Annotated in this window: 21 protein-coding genes and 1 tRNA gene; 10 read left to right on the top strand and 12 right to left on the bottom strand. The window is 30.9% G+C overall.

The annotated features are described in order from the left end of the window. Nucleotides 1-2 precede the first annotated feature (2 nt). From asnS to ACZ49Z_RS08295, 3 genes are all read left to right on the top strand, one after another. Nucleotides 3-1439 (top strand): asparagine--tRNA ligase, encoded by a 1437-nt coding sequence (gene asnS / locus ACZ49Z_RS08305; RefSeq protein ID WP_464307705.1) that lies wholly within the window; start codon nucleotides 3-5, stop codon nucleotides 1437-1439. A 79-nt stretch (nucleotides 1440-1518) separates the two neighbouring features. Next, nucleotides 1519-2982, top strand: a complete 1464-nt coding sequence (gene rpoN, locus ACZ49Z_RS08300; RefSeq protein WP_464307704.1) for an RNA polymerase factor sigma-54 — start codon at nucleotides 1519-1521, stop codon at nucleotides 2980-2982. Between the two features lie 84 nt (nucleotides 2983-3066). Then, complete coding sequence (locus ACZ49Z_RS08295) at nucleotides 3067-3678, top strand: hypothetical protein (RefSeq protein WP_464307703.1); 612 nt, start codon at nucleotides 3067-3069, stop codon at nucleotides 3676-3678. Here the strand turns inward: ACZ49Z_RS08295 and ACZ49Z_RS08290 are convergent. The 9 genes from ACZ49Z_RS08290 to ACZ49Z_RS08250 form a co-directional block, all read right to left on the bottom strand. Continuing rightward, the gene (locus ACZ49Z_RS08290; protein WP_464307702.1) at nucleotides 3673-4347 is read right to left on the bottom strand and encodes a porin family protein; all 675 of its coding nucleotides are present in this window, start codon (nucleotides 4345-4347) and stop codon (nucleotides 3673-3675) included. The two genes, ACZ49Z_RS08295 and ACZ49Z_RS08290, sit on opposite strands and share 6 nt — an antisense overlap. Before the next feature lie 87 nt (nucleotides 4348-4434). Next, nucleotides 4435-4908, bottom strand: a complete 474-nt coding sequence (locus ACZ49Z_RS08285; protein ID WP_464307701.1) for an ExbD/TolR family protein — start codon at nucleotides 4906-4908, stop codon at nucleotides 4435-4437. A gap of 23 nt (nucleotides 4909-4931) precedes the next feature. Next, complete coding sequence (locus ACZ49Z_RS08280; protein WP_464307700.1) at nucleotides 4932-5540, bottom strand: ExbD/TolR family protein; 609 nt, start codon at nucleotides 5538-5540, stop codon at nucleotides 4932-4934. 2 nt (nucleotides 5541-5542) lie between these two features. Next, a complete protein-coding gene (locus ACZ49Z_RS08275) occupies nucleotides 5543-5965 on the bottom strand; it encodes a hypothetical protein (RefSeq protein WP_464307699.1) in 423 nt (140 codons plus the stop codon). Nucleotides 5966-5987: 22 nt separating this feature from the next. Then, on the bottom strand, nucleotides 5988-6788 hold the full coding sequence (locus ACZ49Z_RS08270) for a MotA/TolQ/ExbB proton channel family protein (protein ID WP_464307698.1): 801 nt from the start codon (nucleotides 6786-6788) through the stop codon (nucleotides 5988-5990). Nucleotides 6789-6866: 78 nt separating this feature from the next. Then, a tRNA-Ser gene (locus ACZ49Z_RS08265) sits at nucleotides 6867-6954 on the bottom strand. 79 nt (nucleotides 6955-7033) lie between these two features. After that, entirely contained in the window at nucleotides 7034-8056 is a 1023-nt protein-coding gene (locus tag ACZ49Z_RS08260) for an asparaginase (protein ID WP_464307697.1), read from the bottom strand. After that, nucleotides 8046-9182: a 1-acyl-sn-glycerol-3-phosphate acyltransferase gene (locus ACZ49Z_RS08255; RefSeq protein ID WP_464307696.1), complete on the bottom strand. Its 1137-nt coding sequence runs from the start codon at nucleotides 9180-9182 to the stop codon at nucleotides 8046-8048. Before ACZ49Z_RS08255 ends, ACZ49Z_RS08260 begins: the two co-directional genes overlap by 11 nt. Nucleotides 9183-9247: 65 nt before the next feature. Then, nucleotides 9248-10015, bottom strand: a complete 768-nt coding sequence (locus ACZ49Z_RS08250) for a TatD family hydrolase (RefSeq protein WP_464307695.1) — start codon at nucleotides 10013-10015, stop codon at nucleotides 9248-9250. 574 nt (nucleotides 10016-10589) lie between these two features. Here ACZ49Z_RS08250 and ACZ49Z_RS08245 point away from each other — a divergent pair. Beyond that, nucleotides 10590-11027, top strand: a complete 438-nt coding sequence (locus tag ACZ49Z_RS08245; RefSeq protein WP_464307694.1) for a retropepsin-like aspartic protease — start codon at nucleotides 10590-10592, stop codon at nucleotides 11025-11027. Nucleotides 11028-11529: 502 nt separating this feature from the next. On the opposite strand, the gene odhB is transcribed toward ACZ49Z_RS08245, so the two are convergent. Together odhB and ACZ49Z_RS08235 are read right to left on the bottom strand one after the other, a co-directional pair. Then, nucleotides 11530-12747, bottom strand: coding sequence for a 2-oxoglutarate dehydrogenase complex dihydrolipoyllysine-residue succinyltransferase (odhB, locus tag ACZ49Z_RS08240; RefSeq protein ID WP_464307693.1), 1218 nt, complete (start codon nucleotides 12745-12747; stop codon nucleotides 11530-11532). A gap of 74 nt (nucleotides 12748-12821) precedes the next feature. Beyond that, entirely contained in the window at nucleotides 12822-15593 is a 2772-nt protein-coding gene (locus ACZ49Z_RS08235; protein WP_464307692.1) for a 2-oxoglutarate dehydrogenase E1 component, read from the bottom strand. A 115-nt stretch (nucleotides 15594-15708) separates the two neighbouring features. Between ACZ49Z_RS08235 and ACZ49Z_RS08230 the strand changes: the two genes are divergently transcribed. Then, nucleotides 15709-16254: a hypothetical protein gene (locus ACZ49Z_RS08230; RefSeq protein ID WP_464307691.1), complete on the top strand. Its 546-nt coding sequence runs from the start codon at nucleotides 15709-15711 to the stop codon at nucleotides 16252-16254. Between the two features lie 509 nt (nucleotides 16255-16763). On the opposite strand, the gene ACZ49Z_RS08225 is transcribed toward ACZ49Z_RS08230, so the two are convergent. Beyond that, nucleotides 16764-17816 (bottom strand): 2Fe-2S iron-sulfur cluster-binding protein, encoded by a 1053-nt coding sequence (locus ACZ49Z_RS08225; protein WP_464307690.1) that lies wholly within the window; start codon nucleotides 17814-17816, stop codon nucleotides 16764-16766. 121 nt (nucleotides 17817-17937) lie between these two features. Between ACZ49Z_RS08225 and ACZ49Z_RS08220 the strand changes: the two genes are divergently transcribed. The 5 genes from ACZ49Z_RS08220 (at nucleotide 17938) to recA (ending at nucleotide 21418) form a co-directional block, all read left to right on the top strand. After that, nucleotides 17938-18273 carry a PadR family transcriptional regulator gene (locus ACZ49Z_RS08220; protein ID WP_236458250.1) on the top strand — a complete coding sequence of 112 codons (336 nt, stop codon included), beginning with the start codon at nucleotides 17938-17940 and terminating at the stop codon, nucleotides 18271-18273. A gap of 1 nt (nucleotide 18274) precedes the next feature. After that, nucleotides 18275-18913, top strand: coding sequence for a hypothetical protein (locus tag ACZ49Z_RS08215; protein WP_464307689.1), 639 nt, complete (start codon nucleotides 18275-18277; stop codon nucleotides 18911-18913). An 18-nt stretch (nucleotides 18914-18931) separates the two neighbouring features. Beyond that, on the top strand, nucleotides 18932-19603 hold the full coding sequence (locus ACZ49Z_RS08210; RefSeq protein ID WP_464307688.1) for a hypothetical protein: 672 nt from the start codon (nucleotides 18932-18934) through the stop codon (nucleotides 19601-19603). A 1-nt stretch (nucleotide 19604) separates the two neighbouring features. After that, a complete protein-coding gene (locus ACZ49Z_RS08205; protein ID WP_464307687.1) occupies nucleotides 19605-20312 on the top strand; it encodes a hypothetical protein in 708 nt (235 codons plus the stop codon). Nucleotides 20313-20413: 101 nt separating this feature from the next. Beyond that, nucleotides 20414-21418 (top strand): recombinase RecA, encoded by a 1005-nt coding sequence (recA, locus tag ACZ49Z_RS08200; RefSeq protein WP_464307686.1) that lies wholly within the window; start codon nucleotides 20414-20416, stop codon nucleotides 21416-21418. The last annotated feature ends 80 nt before the right edge of the window (nucleotides 21419-21498 follow it).

Below are 21498 nucleotides of genomic sequence, written 5' to 3'. Positions count from 1 at the left end.
AAATGAAACATATAAAAGTCAACGATCTTTTAAACAACACGAAAACACTTCAAGAAGTAACCGCTAAAGGTTGGGTAAGAAGTTTCAGAAACAATCAATTCATAGCTTTAAATGATGGTTCAACTATAAATAATATTCAATGTGTGATCGATTTTGAGAATACACCAGAAGAAACATTAAAAAGAATCACAACAAGTGCTGCAATTTCTGTAACAGGAACACTAAATGAAAGTCAAGGCAAAGGACAAAAAGTAGAAATTCAAGTATCAAAAATAGAAATTCTTGGTGATAGTGATGCTGAAAAATATCCAATACAATTAAGGAACAAACCGAGTTTAGATTTCTTAAGAGAACAAGCACATTTAAGAGTGCGTACAAATACATTCAGTGCAGTAATGCGTGTGCGTTCTACGCTTTCATTTGCAGTTCATCAATATTTTCAAGAGAATGGTTTTTTCTATGTTAACACTCCAATAATTACAGGTAGTGATGCTGAAGGAGCAGGAGAAATGTTTAAAGTAACCTCACTCCCTTTTGATGGCACACCAAGAAACGAAGATGGAAAAGTAAACTACAAAGAAGATTTCTTCGGAAAAGAAACAAATCTTACCGTTTCAGGGCAATTAGAAGCTGAAACTTATGCTATGGCACTAGGCCAAGTTTATACATTTGGACCAACATTCCGTGCAGAAAACTCAAACACATCTCGTCATTTAGCAGAATTCTGGATGATTGAGCCGGAAGTTGCTTTTAATGATTTAGATGCTAATATGGATTTAGCGGAAGACTTCATTAAATATGTAATCAAATACACATTAGAAAAATGTGAAGACGATTTAAAATTCCTTGAAGGACGTTTATTAGAAGAGGAAAAAGCAAAACCACAAGCAGATCGAAGTGAAATGAGTTTATTAGAAAAACTTAACTTTATCTTAGACAATAATTTCAAAAGAGTTTCATATACAGAAGCAATTGACATCTTAAAAAATTCTACCCCAAATAAAAAGAAAAAATTCAACTATATCATTGATGAATGGGGAGCAGATTTACAAAGTGAACACGAAAGATTCCTTGTAGAAAAACATTTTAAATGCCCAGTGATTTTGTTTGATTATCCAGCTAAAATTAAAGCATTCTACATGCGTTTAAATGAAGACGGACAAACAGTAAGAGCAATGGACATTCTATTTCCAGGAATTGGAGAGATTGTTGGAGGTTCTCAAAGAGAAGAACGTCTAGATGTACTTGTTGAAAAAATGAAAGCATTAGGAATCGAAGAAGAAGAATTATGGTGGTATTTAGACACCAGAAGATTTGGTTCTGCTGTGCATTCAGGATTCGGATTAGGTTTTGAACGTTTAGTACTTTTCGTAACAGGAATGACAAACATTAGAGATGTAATCCCTTTCCCAAGAACCCCACAAAACGCAGAATTTTAATTAAATATTTAATCGTTTAATCGTATATTTGTTTAATCAAAAATCGATTAAACGATTAACTGTTATACGAACCTAAATAATGTTAAGACAAAGCCTACAATTTAAATTATCTCAAAAATTATCTCCTCAGCAAATTCAATTAATGAAATTGATTCAATTGCCTACACAAGCATTTGAGCAAAGATTACAAGAAGAATTAGTTGAAAACCCAGCATTGGAAAATGGAAAGGAAGAAAGTTCCGAATATGATGATGACTATGACAACACAAATGATGAATATGATGATTTTGAAGGCGAAAGAATTGAAGCAGAAGACATTAATATTGATGAATATTTAAGTAATGACGAAACGCCTGATTATAAATATCAAGCAAATAATTATAGCGATGATGATGAAGACAACAGTATGCCATTTATTGCAGGAGTTACCTTTCATCAAGACCTATTAAACCAATTAAACACTTTCATTCTTAGTGACGAAGAAAGAGAAATTGCAGAGTTTTTAGTCGGTAGTATTGATGATGTAGGATATATCAGAAGAAGCATCCAAGACATTGTTGACGACATGGCTTTTACACAAGGAATATATACTAATGAAGAGACCACAACAAGAATACTTGGTATTATTCAAGAGCTAGAACCTGCTGGTGTAGCTGCCCGTGATCTTCAAGAATGCTTACTATTACAACTTAAACACAAAACACCAACAGAAAGTATAGGTTTGGCAATTGATATTGTAAAAAATCAATTCGATGCTTTTTCCAAAAAACACTATGACAAATTACTTCAGAAATATGAAATTTCTAAAGAACAACTAAGAAAAGCAATTGATGAAATTGAAAAATTAAACCCTAAGCCAGGTGGAGCATATGATGGCAATCAAAAACCTATAGAACATATTGTTCCCGATTTCACTATTAAAATTATAGATGGAGAATTAGAGTTACTTCTTAATGGCAGAAACGCTCCTGAGCTACATGTTTCTAAAGAATATCAAGAAATGCTTCAAAGCTATAAAGACACTAACGAAAAATCTAATTCACAAAAAGATGCTGTACAATTCATAAAGCAAAAATTAGATTCTGCAAAATGGTTTATTGACGCTATAAAACAACGCCAAGAAACTCTTTATGTAACGATGAATGCAATAATGCATTATCAAGAAGAATATTTTCTAGAAGGAGACGAAACAAAACTAAAACCAATGATATTGAAAGATATTGCGGATTTAATCGGTTTAGACATTTCTACTGTTTCTAGAGTAGCCAACAGCAAATATGTTGAAACACCCTATGGCACAAGGTTAATCAAAGACTACTTTAGCGAGGCAATGAAAAACGATCAAGGCGAAGACGTTTCAACAATAGAAATAAAAAAAATACTTGAAGTTGTGATAAACGAAGAAGACAAAAAGAAACCTCTTCCTGATGATAAATTAGCCGAAATTTTAAAAGAAAAAGGCTACCCAATTGCTAGAAGAACAGTTGCAAAATACAGAGAGCAATTAGACATTCCTGTTGCAAGACTTAGAAAAAAAATATAATTATTGAAAAAGTTTGAATTTTAAACTACAATAAAATAAAGTTCAAACTTTTTCAGTTTACAAGATATATTAAGCATGAAACCTATGAAGTTTAAAAAAATATTACCATTATTTTCATATGTGTTTCATCCTATTTTTATTTCAATATATGGTACACTTTTCTTTTTTTTCACAACACAGACATACCAATATAAATCGCAATTCTATTTAACATTATTACAAGTAGGCATACTAACCCTATTACTCCCAATATCATTATATTATCTTTTCATGTCTTTGGGATTAATTTCTTCCTTCACTGAAGCAACAATAAAAGAAAGAAAACTACCATTACTAATTCAAGCAACATTACTGTTAATTTTAATCAAATTAAGCGCATCTTTAGACAATTTACCAGAACTCTACTATTTTTTCATGGGAGGACTGTTAAGCTCTATAATTGCTTATGCTTCTTTATATATAAAAACAAAAGTAAGCCTACACATGATAGGAATATGTTCTTTAGCAACTTTTATATATGCCTTATCAATACACTTTCAAATTCAACTAATCAATACGATTTCATTATCAACAATAATGATTGGTTTAGTTGCTTCATCAAGACTCTATATGAAATCGCACACACCTTTTGAACTAATAATTGGAAGCTTAATCGGAATTGGTTCCCAAATTACATTTTGGAATATTTGGCTATAAAATATAAAATATAAAACCAACATTGAAGGAGTTCAATTCTAAATCTTCATCTCCTATTTTTGTATTCTTAAAATGAGAATTTAAACCATAATAAGCATACAAATTAACAGTATTATAACCAACACTAAGATAAGGACCATATAATATTTCTGACAAGTCTTTATTATTTCTCAACTTAAAATCTATTGATTTAGAATCAAAAATACTAGTATCTGAAAACAAATAGCTCAATTTAAAACCAGCATAAACCCTCCAAAATTTATGACTTTCATACGTAGCGTTTCGCCATCTAATTTCTAAAGGCAGTTCTACATAATGCAACCTTAGTTTACTCCTGTCATAGGAATTATCTATACTATATTCATTTTGTACTGAAGGTACAACCTTAAGATTATGCTTAATATCACTATAAGAATATCCTAGACCAGCTCCTATTGACCATTTCCTATCTTTACTAAATGGCATATCTCTTAAAAAACCTAATGTAACGCCAGAAGAAAATGAATATTGCGAATAACCCTTTGGACTATTTCTAAGCAAGTTATAACTTACAGATACGTAAAATTGATCCTCTCTAAAAAGTGAATCTACAGGCAAACTATATTCTTTTTCTTGAGGAAAAAGAACAGAAAAATTTAAACAAAAAATAACAAAAAAAAGATATTTCATTTAGGATAGAAGAATTAAGGTATAAAAATAACAAAAAAAAGACACGCTTATTGCGTGTCTTTTATATAATTTAAATGAAAAGATAAATTATCTGTCTAGTGCACTTCCTTGATTGGTAGTATAGTTTACTTTTAACTGATCAATTTTACGCAATTCAGTTTTAATATCCTGCACTAATCCCATTTTAACATCTTTATCAATTTTTAATGAAGCTGTTAAATATTTTTCATCTTCAGAATTCCTCTCTGCTCTTTCAGTGATTACAAAACTTCTCAAGTCGGCTACAGTTGAAATCTTATCATTTAACTGTATACGATCTGAAGCCCCTAAAGATTTATACCCATCTTTAGGTTTACCTGCATAAATATACATAATGTATTGTTTTTTATGCAATTTTGCTGTTTGATCAGCTTTTGGTAATCTATTTTCAATCATCAAATCGCTATCCTTCATGGTTGTTGCAGTCATAAAGAAGAACAAAAGCATAAATACAATATCTGGTAAAGATGCCGTAGAAATTGCAGGAATTGCACCTGATTTTTTCTTTTTAAATTTAGACATAATTTCTAAAACTTAAAGGGTTATTAGTTCTTTTTAGATTCTGCTTCAGAAAGTCGCATTGGGAACATATCTTGAATTTGCTTTACCTTAGGTTCTAATTCTTCCACTAAACCTTCAACCGCTTTAGATGCTGGATCATTAGCAACATATTCAAGCTCTGTATATTTTTTTCCAAAACGCTTCATACTTTCTCTATCTCTTAAAAAATAATAGGCAGCAACCAACTCATTTTGAACCGTTACATAGGTTTGATAAGTCGTTTCTCCATCATTCATTAAAGAGATTACAGCCTCATCTGGATTATCAGATGACGTTGGGCTCTTTTTTCCTTCACAATAAGAACAATCTCCTTTTCCATTGTTTTCCAAGAAATCAATAGCAGCTTGTCTTAGATCTTTAACATCCATTACCGCTTCATTAACCAATAATTGATTGTCTTTATTTACCAAGACTCTCAAGATATTTCTTTCATTAATTGGTGGAACGGGAGGATTTTCCTCATACCTTGGCAGCAATCTATTGATTCCTTGATCAACTCCAATGGTAGTTGTGACCAAGAAGAAGATTAAAAGAAGGAAGGCAATATCTGCCATGGAACCAGCATTTACTTCTGGTGCTTCTCTTTTTGCCATAGTTATTTTTTAATTTTAGTAAATAAAGACCATACCATTGTACCAATTGCTACTAGGAAAAGTGCATAAAATGCATTCAATCCTGCTCCAGATAATTTTGAAGTAGAACCAGAATATTTAATTCCATTTGCTACTACCTCTCCATCGCTAGCAAAAACATATGATAATAACAATACTACCAAGAATAGCGCAACGCTAATTATTGTCTTTTTAAAATTTTCTTTATTTGAAACAAGATTTTTCAATACATATACCAAAACTACACCAACACATACAATAAGTGCAAGGTATGATAAATAAATCAAGTATCCAATCCAAATATTATCTGCTGGCTCATCATTTGAAGCCAAAATTCCAGACAAGAAAATAACACTTAAAATGGCAATGACAATGGCTGCAAATTTAGTTAACTTGTGTAATTTCATGACAATTGTCTTTTAAGGGTTATTATTTTTTATAGTCAGATAAGATGTCAATTAAGCTAATTGAAGCATCTTCCATATCATTAACGATAGAATCGATCTTTGCAATAATGTAATTATAGAAAACTTGTAAAATAATTGCAACTACAAGTCCAAATACAGTTGTTAATAAGGCAACTTTAATACCTCCAGCAACTAAAGATGGCTCCATTGATCCTGCTGATTGAATTTGGTCAAACGCTTCAATCATACCAATTACCGTTCCCATGAATCCTAACATCGGTGCTAATGCGATGAATAATGAAATCCAAGAAACATTTTTCTCTAATTGTCCCATTTGCACACCACCGTAAGCAACTACTGCTTTTTCAGCTGATTCAATACCGTGAGAATGTCTATCTAAACCTTGGTAAAAGATTGACGCAACTGGACCTGCAGTATTTCTACATACTTCTTTTGCTGCTTCAACTCCACCCGATTTTAATGCGTCTTCTACATTAGAAATCAATTTTTTAGAGTTTGTTGAAGAAAGATTTAAATAAATAATTCTTTCAATAGCAATTGCTAATCCTAAAATCAAACAGATTAATACAATTCCCATAAAACCAGGACCACCTTCAATAAAACGTTTTTTCATTTCTTGTGTAAAGGTTGCTTCTTCTTCAGTAGACTCTTCTACAACTGCTGCTGCTTCATCAGTTGCTTCTTCTTGAACGTCTTGTACTTCTTCAGTTACAGGAGTTTCAGTTGCTGTAGAATCTTGAGCTTGAATGTTACCAAAAGTCATAAGCCCTGTGATTGCTAAAATAGAAAATAATCTTTTCATCGCTTTTGTTCTTAATTTTAATTAGTTAATTTGGTTAAAAGTATAAAATAATTTATGAAATTAAAAATATTTCTTTTGCGGAGAGGAAGGGATTCGAACCCTCGATGCTCTTTTGGAGCATACATACTTTCCAGGCATGCTCCTTCGACCTCTCGGACACCTCTCCATTGTTCCATATCAATTTCAAGGGCGCTAAATAACGTAAAAATTCTCAGGAATAAAAATTTTAACACCTTTTTTTACGTTTATTCCCCTCTAAGACTTGTCTCAAAAATAGTTTTAAAGACTGTAAAGGCAACTTTTTGCCCCAACAAATACATTAATTTGGTTATCGCTGCTTCAGTAGTAATATCAAAACCAGAAATCACACCAATATCTCTAAGTTGTGTACTCGTTTCATATTGCCCCATAGCCACTGCTCCACCAGTACATTGCGTCACATTTACCACATGAATTTTCTTCTCAATTGCTTGCTTCAATTTCTCAACAAACCAAGCTTCTGTAGGAGCATTTCCAGAACCATAGGTTTCTAAAATAATTCCTTTTAATCCAGGAATATTTATAATAGCCTCTACAACTTTTTCATTTATTCCTGGAAAAACTTTTAAAATAACTACATTTTGATCAAATTCCTTGTTAATTTTTAGCGGTTTTCCTGCAATTTTCTTCAACAAAACATCTTTATTTACTTTTAAGTGCACTCCAGATTCGGCTAATTCAGGAAAATTTGGTGAAGAAAAAGCATTAAAATGCTCTGCGCTTATCTTGGTTGTTCGATTACCTCTATACAATTTATATTCAAAATAGAGTCCAACTTCTTGTATTATTGCCTCTCCTTTCTCTCTCAATGAAGCAATTTGTATTGCTGTAATTAAATTCTCCTTTGCATCTGTCCTTAAATCTCCTATTGGCAATTGGGAACCTGTAAAAATTATTGGTTTGGAAAGGTTTTCAAACATAAAACTCAAAGCAGATGCACTATATGACATTGTATCAGAACCATGCAAAACAACAAAACCATCAAAACGTTGATAATTTTCATCAATAATATTAGCAATTTGTTGCCAATATTTGATATTCATATTTGAAGAATCTATTGGCTCATCAAAAGAAATAGTATCAATTTCACAATCTAATAACTTTAATTCTGGTATTTTGTTTAATAGTTTTTTAAAATTAAAAGCTTTTAACGCTCCTGTACTTGCATCTTTTATCATTCCGATTGTTCCACCGGTATAAATTAATAGTATTTGTGCTTTATTCTGCATTAGTGTACTTCATTTTATTAACTACTGGATTCGCATACATTGCTAAAAAGCCTTCTCTCAACGTATTATTATCGGTATCTATCCTCATTTCGAATCTTCTTTGAAACAATTGTTTTTCATCTGAAGTATATAAATGTGAAAAACGATCAGTATTATTCAAAATATCATAGGCAATATAGTTCGTTGGCCAGAGTTTATAATGCTGCAAAATAGAATCATCAATAACATTAGCTAAAGCTTGAATTTGCTTATTAGCATTATCATTATTAGATCTGATTTCGTCTAATTCTGTATCAATAACACGACCAACATGAATATGAATTCGCTTCTTTTGACCAATTATTCCACTTAAAAGTGTAATGAAATCTTCATTTTTATCTTTAATATACACTTCATCTCTTGCTTGTGCTAACAATTGAGGCATTTTTAAAGCATCGGTTGGATCATACTCATATGAAATTGAAACAGGAACTATTTTTAATTTTTTAAAATAGTCCGTCACTTCTTTTACGTCAGAAGCCATTCCTAACATTTTCAACACTCCTTGATGTGTTGCATCGTTACCGTCTTTTGTTCTTCCTTCTCGTTGTGCAATCCAAACAGAACGGTTTTCTTTAGAAACTAAATGATTAATATATTCAGACATTAACTTAGAACTTTGCAATAGCTCTCTAGGTGTTAAACCACGTTGGACTAAAAAATTCCTATTTAATTTTGACAACTTTAAAACAAAATCTTTCTTTACTAAATTATCTCCAATAGCTGAAGCTGTCATAACCAACCCATGATCAAACAATGAAACATTAAGCAAAGATGTGTCTAAAATAATATCTCTATGATTAGATATAAAAAGATAGGAAGTATTCGGTTCTAGCGTTTCAAATCCAGAGGTGGTTAAACCATCTGAACTATTTTCCAATACTTTCTTTATAGATTGGTACACAAAATTAATTTGGAAATCTCTAATAGAATGGGTTTTTCTTAATTGATCTTTCCAAACCTCTTCTTTTACATCAGGAAAAGTGAAGTTCATCATTGCTTTCATCATAGGATGATTTAATGACGAACATAAGGCTTCGTTAACCTCAGAATCATAAAACGGACGAATGGAATCAAATTTCTGCATAGGGATTTTTAAAAAATCTGTACGCAAAAGAACAAAAAAAATAATAAATTAAGGCTAATTCTGCGTTAAATTCCAAAAATCGATTTTGAATTTTCTGTTGTAACCCTTGCGATTTCGGACAATGGCAATTGATATATTTCGGCTAATTTCTGAGCTACCAGCAATGTATAACTGCTTTCATTTCGTTTTCCTCTATTGGGAACTGGAGCTAAATAAGGAGCGTCTGTTTCAAGAACAATGTGGTTTAAATCAATCTCATTAAGAAACTGATCTATCTTACCATTTTTAAAAGTAGCAACCCCACCTATTCCTAATTTCATATTTAATTCTATTGCTTTATGAGCTTGTTTAAAATCACCAGTGAAACAGTGAAAGATTCCAAACAAATCATCTGATTTTTCTGCCTCTAAAACTTCAAAAACTTCATCAAAAGCATCTCTACAATGAATATTTATTGCTAATTTATATTTTTTAGCCAATTGAATTTGATATTGAAATGCTCGTTGCTGTTCTTTCAAAAATGTTTTGTCCCAATATAGATCAATGCCAATTTCACCTACAGCATAAAATTTTTTTTTAGCTAATTCTTGTTCTACATGCTCTAATTCTTCTAAATAATTTTCTTTAACATAAGTTGGATGAAGCCCCATCATTAAAAAAATATTCGAAGGATAATCTTTTTCTAAATCATACATCTTTTGTGTATAACTAGAATCTATCGATGGAATAAAAAATCTCGAAACTCCTGCTTTTAAAGCTCTTTGAATAATTTCATCTCTATCTTCATCGAACTCTTCAGAATATAAATGCGTATGTGTATCGGTAAGTATCAATTGTGTTTTTTCGGCAAATTTAATCTAAATCATTTAAAAAGACCTTGAGCCGAATTAAATCTTTTAGAACTTGTCTTTATTAATTTTAAACACACAATTTTTTCAATATACTTTTTTTATTTTAAAGACAAAAATCCTAAATACCAATAGTCCGTTTTTTGAAAACCGAACTGCCGATTACTGCAAGAACTTTTCAATATGTGAGAACAAAAACAATTTATTCAGTCTTTGTAAAAAATATTTTTGCTAGCATTTGATTAATTAACTCATTTTTATAGTAATTATTCAAAAAATCATTCTCTTTTTAAGTAAAACCATAATAGCAAAACAGATTACTCAAAAGCTGATTCTATTACTAATGCAAAAAAACTATTATTAAAGAGTATTTGCATATTATAGAAGCTTTAACATATTACCTAGAAGTACCATTATCATCCACTTTTCGGAATTTGTCATTTTTTTTGATTGTGTATAAAATTCACAAAAAACGAAGTTTCTTAAAGTTAAAAGAAGGCAAAACTTTCGCATATTTGTACTAATAATGGCAAATATCGAAAAAACAAGAGCTACATAAATGGAAGACTTACAAGATTTCTTAAAAGAAAAAAAATATAAAAAAATTAAATTTACAATTCTAAAAACACAACATCTATTAATTAAAGGAGCAATTAATGGCATAAAAGGGACTTTCATTTTAGACACAGGAGCAAGTAATAGCTGTGTAGGAATTGAAGGAATTGAAAAATTTAAATTATTTGCTGAAAATTCTGAAACGAAAGCAGCTGGTGCTGGTGCTACCGGAATGGAAACGCAATTATCCAAAAGAAACAATCTAAAACTAAGCCATTGGAAAACCAACAACTTCAATATTGTTATTTTCGATATGAGCCATGTGAATGAAGCCTTACAACATTACAAAACAAAAGCCGTAGATGGTATTATTGGTGCTGATATTTTACTAAAAGGGAAAGCGATAATAGACTATTCAAATCATTATTTGTATTTAAAGTAAACTAAATATCATTTCAAAAAGCCTAATTCCTTAATATCCTTATGAATTTGAACTAAATTATCTGGGATTTCAGGAATCAACAACCAATTTACATCTAATCCATTTTTTATATTTCAATCAAGTACATATAAAAAAGTACTTCCTGAAAATTCCAACAATCATGTTGAATTTCAGCAATTAATTTTAACATCTAAGTGCCAAAAAAATCAACTTCTCTTAAAAATATTGCAGGCTGAGCTTGATTTTCATACACTTTAATGACACTATATTTTTTAATATTAAATATATCAATATCAAACGCCTCACTTTTTTAGCAAAGTCAACTATATAGAGATCATTTATTATAGCATTTTTCATTTCTGCATAAAAGTAAAAATGAAATAAATTTATTAATTGAAAATGATTACTTCTTCATTTTGTAAACAAAAAATCCCAGACTCCTTTTCATGAGAGTTTGGGATTTTATATTTAGATTCTTTTTCGTCAGAACGACAAAGTCTATTTATAGTTCTAAAGCTTTCTTAGGATTGTTATCCATTAATAATTCCACTGGGTTTTCTAACGCTTCTTTTACTGCAACTAGGAAACCTACAGACTCACGACCATCAATAATTCTGTGGTCATAAGATAATGCTACATACATCATTGGATGAATTTCAACCTTTCCATTTACAGCAATTGGACGCTCAATAATATTATGCATTCCTAAAATTCCTGATTGTGGAGGATTAATAATTGGAGTAGATAACATACTTCCAAAAACACCACCATTTGTAATAGTAAATGTTCCACCTGTCATATCATCAACTGTAATTTGTCCGTCACGAGCTCTAAGTGCTAACCTTTTAATTTCAGCTTCAATTCCTCTAAAAGTTAAATTTTCTGCATTACGAACTACAGGAACCATTAATCCTTTTGGTCCAGAAACTGCAATTGAAATATCTGCAAAATCATAAGCCACTTTATAATCACCATCCATCATAGAATTTACATCTGGATATAATTCTAAAGCTCTTGTAACTGCTTTTGTGAAGAAAGACATATATCCTAAGCTAATACCATTATGTTTTGCTTTGAACTCATCTTTATATTGATTACGTATTGTATTAATTGGCGTCATGTTAACTTCATTAAAAGTTGTTAACATTGCTGTTTCATTTTTAGCAGCAACTAAACGCTCTGATACTTTTCTACGCAACATTGAAAGTTTTGTTCTTTCAGTACCACGAGACCCACCCGTTGGAGTTCCCATTGACGGTACAGCATTGATTGCATCTTCAGTAGTTATTCTTCCTCCTTTACCCGTACCTACAATTGCAGAAGGCTCAATATTTTTTTCGTCTAATATTTTTCTAGCTGCTGGAGAAGGTGTTCCAGTTGCATACGTTGTCGCTTGAACAGGTGCTGCTTTTGGAGCTTCTTCTTTTTTCTCTTCTACTTTTGTTTCTGCTTTCACTGGTGCTGCTCCTCCTTCTGGTTTTGCTGCGGCTGTGTCAATATGACAAACTACTTGTCCTACTGCTACTGCATCACCCTCTTCTGCTTTTAGTGTAATAATTCCACTTGCTTCAGCAGGTAATTCTAACGTTGCTTTGTCTGAATCTACCTCAGCAATAGCTTGATCTTTTTCTACATAATCACCATCTTGCACTAACCAAGTTGCAATTTCTACTTCTGTAATTGATTCCCCTGGAGAAGGAACTTTCATTTCTAAAATCATATCTTAATAATTTTGATCTTTTAGGACTATTTTATTTTGTGTTGTTTGGCTATTGATTAAATAGCACTTTAATTCTATTGTGATATTGTTTTATCGAATACCATTTCAATTGCTTTTTTCTGACGCTTCTTAGAACGCTCATAACTTCCCGCTGCTGGTGCACTATAGGCTTTTGGTGATGCTAATCTTAATTTTACAAGATCAAAATTCATCAACATAAAACTATAAGCTCCCATGTTTTTAGGCTCTTCTTGTGCCCAAACATAATCATCTGCATTTGGATAACTATCAATAATAGCTTTTATCTGTTCTGTGGCTAATGGGAATAATTGCTCCAAACGAACTACAGCAACATCATTCCTTTCTAGTTCTTCACGTTTCTTAATAATATCATAATATACTTTACCAGTACAGAAAACCAATGTCTTAATTGCTTTTTTATCTGTAATATTTGGGTCGTCTATTACTTCTTGAAATTGTCCATTTACAAACTCCTCAACTGTTGAAACCGCCATAGGATAACGCAATAATAACTTAGGAGTGAATACTACTAATGGCTTACGAAAATTTGTTTTCATTTGCCTTCTTAACAAATGAAAGAAGTTCGCTGGTGTAGTACAATCAGCTATATACATATTGTGTTTTGCACACAACTGTAAATAACGTTCCATACGAGCCGAAGAGTGTTCTGCTCCTTGGTTTTCATAACCATGCGGCAACAACATTACTAAACCATTTTGATTATTCCATTTATCTTCTCCTGCAGAAATATATTGGTCGATCATGATTTGCGCCCCATTTGAAAAATCTCCAAATTGCGCTTCCCAAATTGTTAACGTATTAGGAGAGGCTAACGCATATCCATATTCAAAACCTAATACTCCGTATTCAGATAAGTGTGAATTATAGATATAGAAATTACCTTTTTTATCTTTAATATCATTTAGTAATACTATTTCCTCTTCAGAATTTTCAACTTTTACAACAGCATGCCTATGAGAAAATGTTCCTCTCTCAACATCCTGACCAGAAACTCTAATATCATATCCTTCAGATAGCAAAGAACCATACGCAAGAAGCTCTCCCATTTCCCAATATAATTCGTCTTTTTCGAAGAACATTTCTCTTCTTGCATCAATAATTTTTGCTATTTTATTGATGAACTTTTTATCTTTAGGCAATTCAGAAATTGTTTTTGCTATTTCTGACAATTTTTCTTTATCAAAAGTAGTATCAACTTTTTGTAACATTCCATCATCAGATACTTGCTCAAAACCTGTCCATTCATTTTGCATAAATGGAGTAATCACAGTCAAGTCTTTTTTACGAGACTCTTCTAAGTTTTCATCTAAATCTGATTTGTATTTTTCTTCTAATTCTTTTACATAATTTGCATCAATCACTCCTGCTGCTTTTAATTTTTCAGCATAAATATCTCTTGCATTTTTATGTTTAGCAATTGTCTTATATAAAATTGGTTGTGTAAACTTCGGTTCATCTCCTTCATTGTGTCCGTATTTTCTATATCCCAAAAGATCAATAAAAACATCACTTCCAAACTCCATTCTATAATCTAATGCGAACAACATTGCATGTACTACTGCCTCTGCATCATCTGCGTTAACATGTAATACAGGAGACAAAGTTACTTTCGCTACATCTGTACAATAAGTAGAAGAACGAGCGTCTAAATAGTTTGTTGTGAAACCAACCTGGTTGTTTATTACTAAATGTATAGTACCACCAGTTTTATAACCGTCTAACTTAGCCATTTGTATAATTTCATATACAATTCCTTGTCCAGCAACAGCAGCATCTCCATGTACTGCGATAGGTAAAACTTTAGAAAAATCGTTTGGATAATCTCTATCTTGTTTTGCTCTTGCTATACCTTCAATTACCGCTCCAACTGTCTCTAAGTGAGATGGATTAGGTGCTAAATTCAAATTTATTTTTTTCCCAGATGCAGTTGTTCTGTCGGATGTTAATCCTAAATGGTATTTCACATCTCCATCAAAATACATATCGTCATCATAATCTTTTCCATCAAATTCTGAGAATATGTTTTGAGTATTTTTTCCAAAAATATTAGCTAACACATTCAACCTTCCTCTATGCGCCATTCCCATCACGAATTGCTCTACTCCTTTTTCTGCTGCTCCTTCAATCAAAGCATCTAATGCAGGAATAGCAGATTCACAGCCTTCTAAAGAGAAACGTTTTTGTCCAACATATTTAGTATGTAAAAATGTTTCAAAAGAAACTGCTTCGTTTAATTTTTTTAGAATGTTTTTCTTTTTGTCTGCCGAAAATTGTGGTTGATTGTCATTAACATCTAACCTGTTTTTAATCCATTCTTGAACTTTTGGGTCACGAATATACATATATTCAATCCCGATTGAAGAACAATAAACACTTTCTAAATGTTTAATAATGTCTGCCAAGGTGCTTGGCTGCATGTTTACCAATTTTGCAGCATCAAATACAGTAGTTAAATCAGATTGTGATAATCCAAAGTTTTCTATTGCTAAGGTTGGAGAATATGTTCTTCGCTCTCGAACTGGATTTGTTTTTGTAAACAAATGTCCTCTTGTTCTGTATCCTTCAATTAACTTTAAAACATTAAACTCTTTTTGAAGCTTTTCAGCATTTTCGTTTACAGTAGCTCCTCCACTAGCAATAGCAGACAACTGTTCTACTGGACTTGAAAATTCGCTAGCAAAGTCAAAACCTTGAAAAAAACTTCTCCAACTTGGTTCAACTGTATCAGGATTTTGTAAATATTGATCGTATAAATCTGCGAAAAAAGCAGTGTGTGCAGCATTTAAAAAGGAAAACCTATCCATATATCTTGTCTAAATGACGATTTGGTTAAAAAATATTATGCAAAAATAAAACATTTGTAATAATCTTTTAAAGAAATTTGTACTTTTATAACATAATTTTTTTCAAAACTTGCTTATGAAAAAGAATACGTCTATTTATTTAACAAAATTTCTTGTTTTTACGTTTTTACTAACATATAGTTTAAAAGGTAACGCACAAGATAATGAAGAGATTAGAACAAAAAGTCCTTTTTGGGAAAAAGTTCAAATTGGTGGTGGTCTAGGGTTAGGTTTTGGTAATAATTTTACTAATATTACAGTAGCTCCAAGTGCGATTTATAACATTAACGAATACATTTCTGCTGGTGCAGGATTGCAATATAGCTATGTTAGTCAAAAAGGGTTTTATAATTCTAATATCTACGGAGGTAGTCTTATTGCATTAGTTAATCCGATACAACAAATTCAAGTTTCCGCAGAATTAGAACAATTAAGAGTAAACACATCTTTTAGTTCATTTTACGGAGGAGCATCTGACAATTTCTGGAACACAGCTTTGTTTTTGGGCACTGGTTATAGAACAAATAACGTGACTATTGGAATACGTTACAATGTATTGTACAAAGAAAATCAAGGTGTTTATGCAGATCCTTTTATCCCTTTTATTAGAGTTTATTTTTAATATTCGATCTGCAAAATGAAAAAAAACATTTCTTTTTACATTTGCTTTTAGTGCGATAAGCTTTTCGCAAACAAAACAGGCTGAAAATATTTTACCTGATTTAAAAAAACCAACAATTAAAGATTCATTTCATTTTAATCCTATTCGTTTTAAAACTGAAACACCTTTTACTTTCTATACCTACAACAAAGATTTAAACACTCAAACACATTATTTAATAACTAAAACAGACTATTCTTTAAACAACCTCTATCATGTTAACAACCTTTGTATTATGAATAATACAAAAACCGATTCTTTTAACCCAACTGGAACTAATAATATGGAAACTGCACTGATTTTTGGTGTGCTAAACTACATTTTCAAATAAAAAAACATATAGCTAACCTAAAGAATATTTGTCAATATAATTCTCAATATTGAGTTAAAAACTTATCAAAAACAAAAAAACTACCTCTTCTTAAATGGTAGTTTTTTTGTTTTTAATAAAAATTACAGATGAGAATCAATTAAACATCATCAAAATCCACAAAAACTATATCTGTTGTTGGCACTGCCTGACATGCTAAAACTAGCCCTTCTTCTATTTCACCATCAGTTAAAATAGCATTTTTCTTCATCACTGCTTTTCCTTCTGTAACACGACAAATACAGCTACTACAAACACCTCCTTGACAAGAATAAGGAGCATCAATTCCTTGTTTTAGTGCTGCTTCTAAAATGGTTTGTTTTTGACTCATTTCAAAAGAAGTCTCTTCATCATCAACCACAACTGTTATTTTTGTATGCCCTCCTAAAGCAATACTTTCTACACCTTCATTCGAAGAAGCAGTAAACAATTCAAATTTAATATCTTTCTCCGAAACATTATTTTCTTTTAATACAGCAGAAACAGTATCTATCATTTCTTCTGGACCACACAAATAGAATTTGTCAAATGATTTTTCACTATGCTTGTTGTTTATCACAAAGTTAACTACCGACTTGTCTATCCTTCCAAATAATTCTCCTTCAATATTTACTTTACTATACACATAATGCACAAAAAAACGTCCAACATACTTTAGATGTAACGCTTGCAATTCATCATGAAAAATAGTTTCTTCTGGATTCTTATTCCCATAGACCAAAATAAACGTGCTTTTTGGTTCTTCTTCCAAAACTGATTTAATAATTGAAGTAATAGGTGTAATTCCACTTCCCGCTGCAAAAGCAGCATAATTTCTTTGCCTATCTACCTGAGGTTCAAAAATAAATTTCCCTTCTGGCAAACCTACTTCAACTAAATTACCTACGCTTAATTTCTCATTAGCAAATGTTGAAAAAAATCCGTTTTTAATTGCTTTAACAGCTACTCTCAATTCTCCACTTTTTGGAGAAGAACAAATCGAGTACGCCCTTCTTACCTCTTGCCCGTCTAAAGTAACTTTCAAGGAAACATATTGACCTGAAACAAATTTATAGAATGCTTTTAACTCCTCTGGAACATTAAAAAGAATTGAGACACAAGAAGCAGTCTCTCTTTTTATTTCTTTTATTACTAATTTATAGAATGTTGACATTAACTTAATATTTTCTACAAAAATAAGAAACCTAATTAATAAAAAGTGAAAAAATATATACATAAGAATGTTATGCATAAGTTTTTTATGTATATATTTGTAATGATAAAAAAAAACAATAATGAAGAACTCACAATTATACAAAGGAAGCTTAAACACTATTATAATGAAACTTTTAGAGGAAAAAGGGAGAATGTATGGTTATGAAATTACTCAAATGGTTAAAGAAATTACAAAAGGAGAGTTGAATATTACCGAAGGTGCACTCTATCCAGCTTTGCACAAACTAGAAGCAGAAGGCATTCTTGAAGTTGAAGTTGAGAGAGTTGACAATAGACTACGTAAATATTATAAACTCACAGAAAAAGGCACAACTGAAACAGTTAACCGATTAGCCGAATTAGAAGAGTTTATTAAAAACATGCAAACCATTGTTAATCCTAAACTAAGTTATTAAGATGACACTTACATCAGAACAAATACAAACTATAGATGCCATTTTAGAAAAAAAAGGCATTAAATATATCGACATTAAATTAGAATTAGTAGACCATATTGCAACTCAAATTGAGCAAGAAATGATTACAAAAGGAGCAGATTTTGAAAGCGCTTTGTGCTTAGTTCTAGATAAATGGAAGCGTCAATTTGTCTATAGCAGCAATTTTTTCGTAGGTATTATTCATTCATTTCCAAAAATAATTTTAAACAGATTAGCATCAAAAGCTAAAAAATACTTTTTTATGTCTTCTATAATCTCAGCTATATGGATTTTGTCTATCAATTATTATAAAAATAATATAATTGAAATTTTAAAACCTTTTTCTACAATAATTTCAATGAGTAGCATTGTTTTCTCTACTATAATGGTTGTTTTAATTGCATTGGTTAACTATAAATCAAAACCAACTACATATCGTTTTCTTGTTAATCAATCCTCACCAATCTTAATTTTGAGCTTAATAGTAATAGCTTTTGACGAAACAATGGTTCACTTTCAATTATTCTATTGTTCTTTATTCTTAATTTATACATTCTTTATGATCAAGAATTATATATCACATAAAATATTCATTAAATCTATTAAAGTCATCAAATAAAAAAACAAAACTGTATAAATGAAACTAACTGAGGAACAAATCACACACATTGAAAACTTCATCAATAAAAGCAATATAAAATATTATGAAGTCTATATGGAAATTCTTGATCATATGATTTTAAGTGTGGAAGACATTTTAGACCAAGAAGATATTACTTTTGAAGAAGCTATTTTAAAGGCAAAAAAAGAAGGTTTTGGCAAAAAAAGCTTTAATACATTAATGAACGAAAAACAAAAACTAGCTCAACAAAAAGCATCAAAAAACAACCTAATAAAAGTTAAAGAATACTTTACGTTTCCTAAAATAACATTTACAGCATGTGTATTTGTTGCATATTATATTTTTTCGTCTTTCTTTGAAAACCCAGCAAAAGTTGGCTTAACGGCTGTAATATTGATTAGTTTCGCAAGTGTTTTTCAACTTTTATATTCTTGGAAATTTAGGAAAATTAATAATTTCCATATATTAAAAACGCATACACTATTTAATCTCTTTAGCTTTCCCCTTATAGGAGTACATATCACACAAGCAATTATAAATTTAGGGAAAGATTCAATTGACTTCAACCATATTATAATGCGATTTTTCATGAGTTTTGTGTTTACTTTCTCATTCATCTCATTGTTAGTCTTAATAAAAGTTCGTAAAAAAACTATCTCAGAATTAAAAAAAGAAATTTTTATATAAAATGAAAATAACAAAAGAACAAATAGATCAACTATATCAATTTACACGTCAGCATTTTGTTGAATTTTATGATTTACAAAGCGAGTTAGTCGATCATCTAGCCAACGCAATTGAAGAAAAATGGCAAGAAAATCCAAAAATTACTTTTGAAGAAGCTCTAGAAATTGAATTTAAAAAATTTGGGGTGTTTGGATTTATGGATGTAGTTGAAAAAAGACAAACTGCACTAGGAAAAAGATACAATAAAATTGTTTGGCACCATTTTAAAGCATTTTTCACTGTCCCTAAAATTATCCTTACACTATTTTTATTCCTATTATTTTTCAATTTAATCAAACATTTGTATCAGTTCCAAATTGTCCCTATACTCTTTGGGCTACTCCTTCTCTTGTCAATCCCAGCTTTGTACAAAAACAACAGGAAAAAAAAGCAGCGTAATCTAAAAACAGGAAAAATTTGGCTCCTAGAAGACATTATCTCAGGTTACGGAACTTTCTCAGGAATAATAATGCTACCCATTCAATTTACTAATATTTTCATTACTCATTCCAAATCTGCACCTAATGATTCAATCATTTTTCTCATTACCCTACTCACTGTATCAACTTATTTAGTTTCTTACATCATGATTAAAACAATCCCATCAAAATCGGAAAGCTACCTAAAAGAAACCTATCCTGAATATGAATTAGTTAATTCTTCTAACTAATATTTCAACATCCATAAAGCAACAAAAAAAGTACAAATCTTGTTAATAAAATTTCATTGCTAAAAAGGAAAATTTAGGTATTTTTACCAAAAATAAAGAAAATGAGTTCAGATAAAGAAGCAAAATTAAAAGCCTTACAATTAACCTTAGATAAATTAGATAAAACCTACGGAAAAGGTACAGTAATGAAAATGGGAGATTCTGCTGTTGAAGAAGTAGAAACAATATCTTCTGGTTCTTTAGGGTTAGATTTAGCTTTAGGTGTAAATGGATATCCAAAAGGACGAATAGTAGAAATCTATGGTCCAGAATCTTCAGGAAAAACTACCTTAACACTTCATGCCATTGCAGAAGCTCAAAAAGCAGGAGGAATTGCTGCATTTATAGATGCAGAACATGCTTTTGATCGTTTCTATGCTGAAAAACTAGGTATTGATATTGATAATTTAATTATTTCACAGCCAGATAATGGAGAACAAGCACTTGAAATTGCTGAAAGCTTAATTCGTTCAGGTGCTGTAGATATTGTTGTGATTGATTCTGTTGCGGCCTTAACACCCAAAAGTGAAATTGAAGGAGATATGGGGGATTCAAAAATGGGATTACACGCTCGTTTAATGTCTCAAGCTTTACGAAAGCTAACCGGAACAATTCACAAAACAAAGTGTACCGTGTTTTTCATTAACCAATTAAGAGATAAAATTGGTGTTATGTTTGGTAATCCCGAAACAACAACTGGTGGTAACGCATTAAAATTTTATGCTTCTATTAGAGTTGATATTAGAAAATCATCACAAATAAAAGATGGCGATAATGTTATTGGAAATAGAACTAAAGTTAAAATTGTAAAAAACAAAGTAGCACCTCCATTTAAAACTGCAGAATTCGATATCATGTATGGTGAAGGAGTGTCTAAAGTTGGAGAAGTATTAGATTTAGCAGTAGAGTTTGAAATAGTTAAGAAAAGTGGCTCTTGGTTTAGTTATGGCGAAACCAAATTAGGTCAAGGTCGAGACGCAGTTAAAAGCCTTATAAAAGACAATCCAGAACTAATGGAAGAACTTGAACAAAAAATAAAAGAAACAATAAAAGCAAACAATGCTTAGAAAAATAAAAAATCACGAAATATTCGTGATTTTTTATTTTTAAGACGCAACCTTTTTTAAAAATAAACATCTTAACAAAA

The organism is Flavobacterium sp. KY-23415 (assembly GCF_055384985.1).
The sequence above is the reverse complement of the archived record's forward strand: the minus strand, read 5'-3'. Positions and strand labels throughout refer to the sequence as shown.

Excerpts from the sequence above, each read along its gene's own strand:
- ACZ49Z_RS08290 (WP_464307702.1), bottom strand. The coding sequence starts at position 4,347 with ATGAAATATCTTTTTTTTGTTATTTTTTGTTTAAATTTTTCTGTTCTT.
- ACZ49Z_RS08230 (WP_464307691.1), top strand. The coding sequence starts at position 15,709 with ATGAAAAAGAATACGTCTATTTATTTAACAAAATTTCTTGTTTTTACG.
- asnS (WP_464307705.1), top strand. The coding sequence starts at position 3 with ATGAAACATATAAAAGTCAACGATCTTTTAAACAACACGAAAACACTT.
- ACZ49Z_RS08215 (WP_464307689.1), top strand. The coding sequence starts at position 18,275 with ATGACACTTACATCAGAACAAATACAAACTATAGATGCCATTTTAGAA.
- ACZ49Z_RS08260 (WP_464307697.1), bottom strand. The coding sequence starts at position 8,056 with ATGCAGAATAAAGCACAAATACTATTAATTTATACCGGTGGAACAATC.
- ACZ49Z_RS08235 (WP_464307692.1), bottom strand. The coding sequence starts at position 15,593 with ATGGATAGGTTTTCCTTTTTAAATGCTGCACACACTGCTTTTTTCGCA.
- ACZ49Z_RS08220 (WP_236458250.1), top strand. The coding sequence starts at position 17,938 with ATGAAGAACTCACAATTATACAAAGGAAGCTTAAACACTATTATAATG.
- ACZ49Z_RS08270 (WP_464307698.1), bottom strand. The coding sequence starts at position 6,788 with ATGAAAAGATTATTTTCTATTTTAGCAATCACAGGGCTTATGACTTTT.
- ACZ49Z_RS08295 (WP_464307703.1), top strand. The coding sequence starts at position 3,067 with ATGAAGTTTAAAAAAATATTACCATTATTTTCATATGTGTTTCATCCT.
- ACZ49Z_RS08205 (WP_464307687.1), top strand. The coding sequence starts at position 19,605 with ATGAAAATAACAAAAGAACAAATAGATCAACTATATCAATTTACACGT.
- rpoN (WP_464307704.1), top strand. The coding sequence starts at position 1,519 with ATGTTAAGACAAAGCCTACAATTTAAATTATCTCAAAAATTATCTCCT.
- ACZ49Z_RS08245 (WP_464307694.1), top strand. The coding sequence starts at position 10,590 with ATGGAAGACTTACAAGATTTCTTAAAAGAAAAAAAATATAAAAAAATT.
- ACZ49Z_RS08225 (WP_464307690.1), bottom strand. The coding sequence starts at position 17,816 with ATGTCAACATTCTATAAATTAGTAATAAAAGAAATAAAAAGAGAGACT.
- ACZ49Z_RS08255 (WP_464307696.1), bottom strand. The coding sequence starts at position 9,182 with ATGCAGAAATTTGATTCCATTCGTCCGTTTTATGATTCTGAGGTTAAC.
- odhB (WP_464307693.1), bottom strand. The coding sequence starts at position 12,747 with ATGATTTTAGAAATGAAAGTTCCTTCTCCAGGGGAATCAATTACAGAA.
- ACZ49Z_RS08280 (WP_464307700.1), bottom strand. The coding sequence starts at position 5,540 with ATGGCAAAAAGAGAAGCACCAGAAGTAAATGCTGGTTCCATGGCAGAT.
- recA (WP_464307686.1), top strand. The coding sequence starts at position 20,414 with ATGAGTTCAGATAAAGAAGCAAAATTAAAAGCCTTACAATTAACCTTA.
- ACZ49Z_RS08210 (WP_464307688.1), top strand. The coding sequence starts at position 18,932 with ATGAAACTAACTGAGGAACAAATCACACACATTGAAAACTTCATCAAT.
- ACZ49Z_RS08275 (WP_464307699.1), bottom strand. The coding sequence starts at position 5,965 with ATGAAATTACACAAGTTAACTAAATTTGCAGCCATTGTCATTGCCATT.
- ACZ49Z_RS08285 (WP_464307701.1), bottom strand. The coding sequence starts at position 4,908 with ATGTCTAAATTTAAAAAGAAAAAATCAGGTGCAATTCCTGCAATTTCT.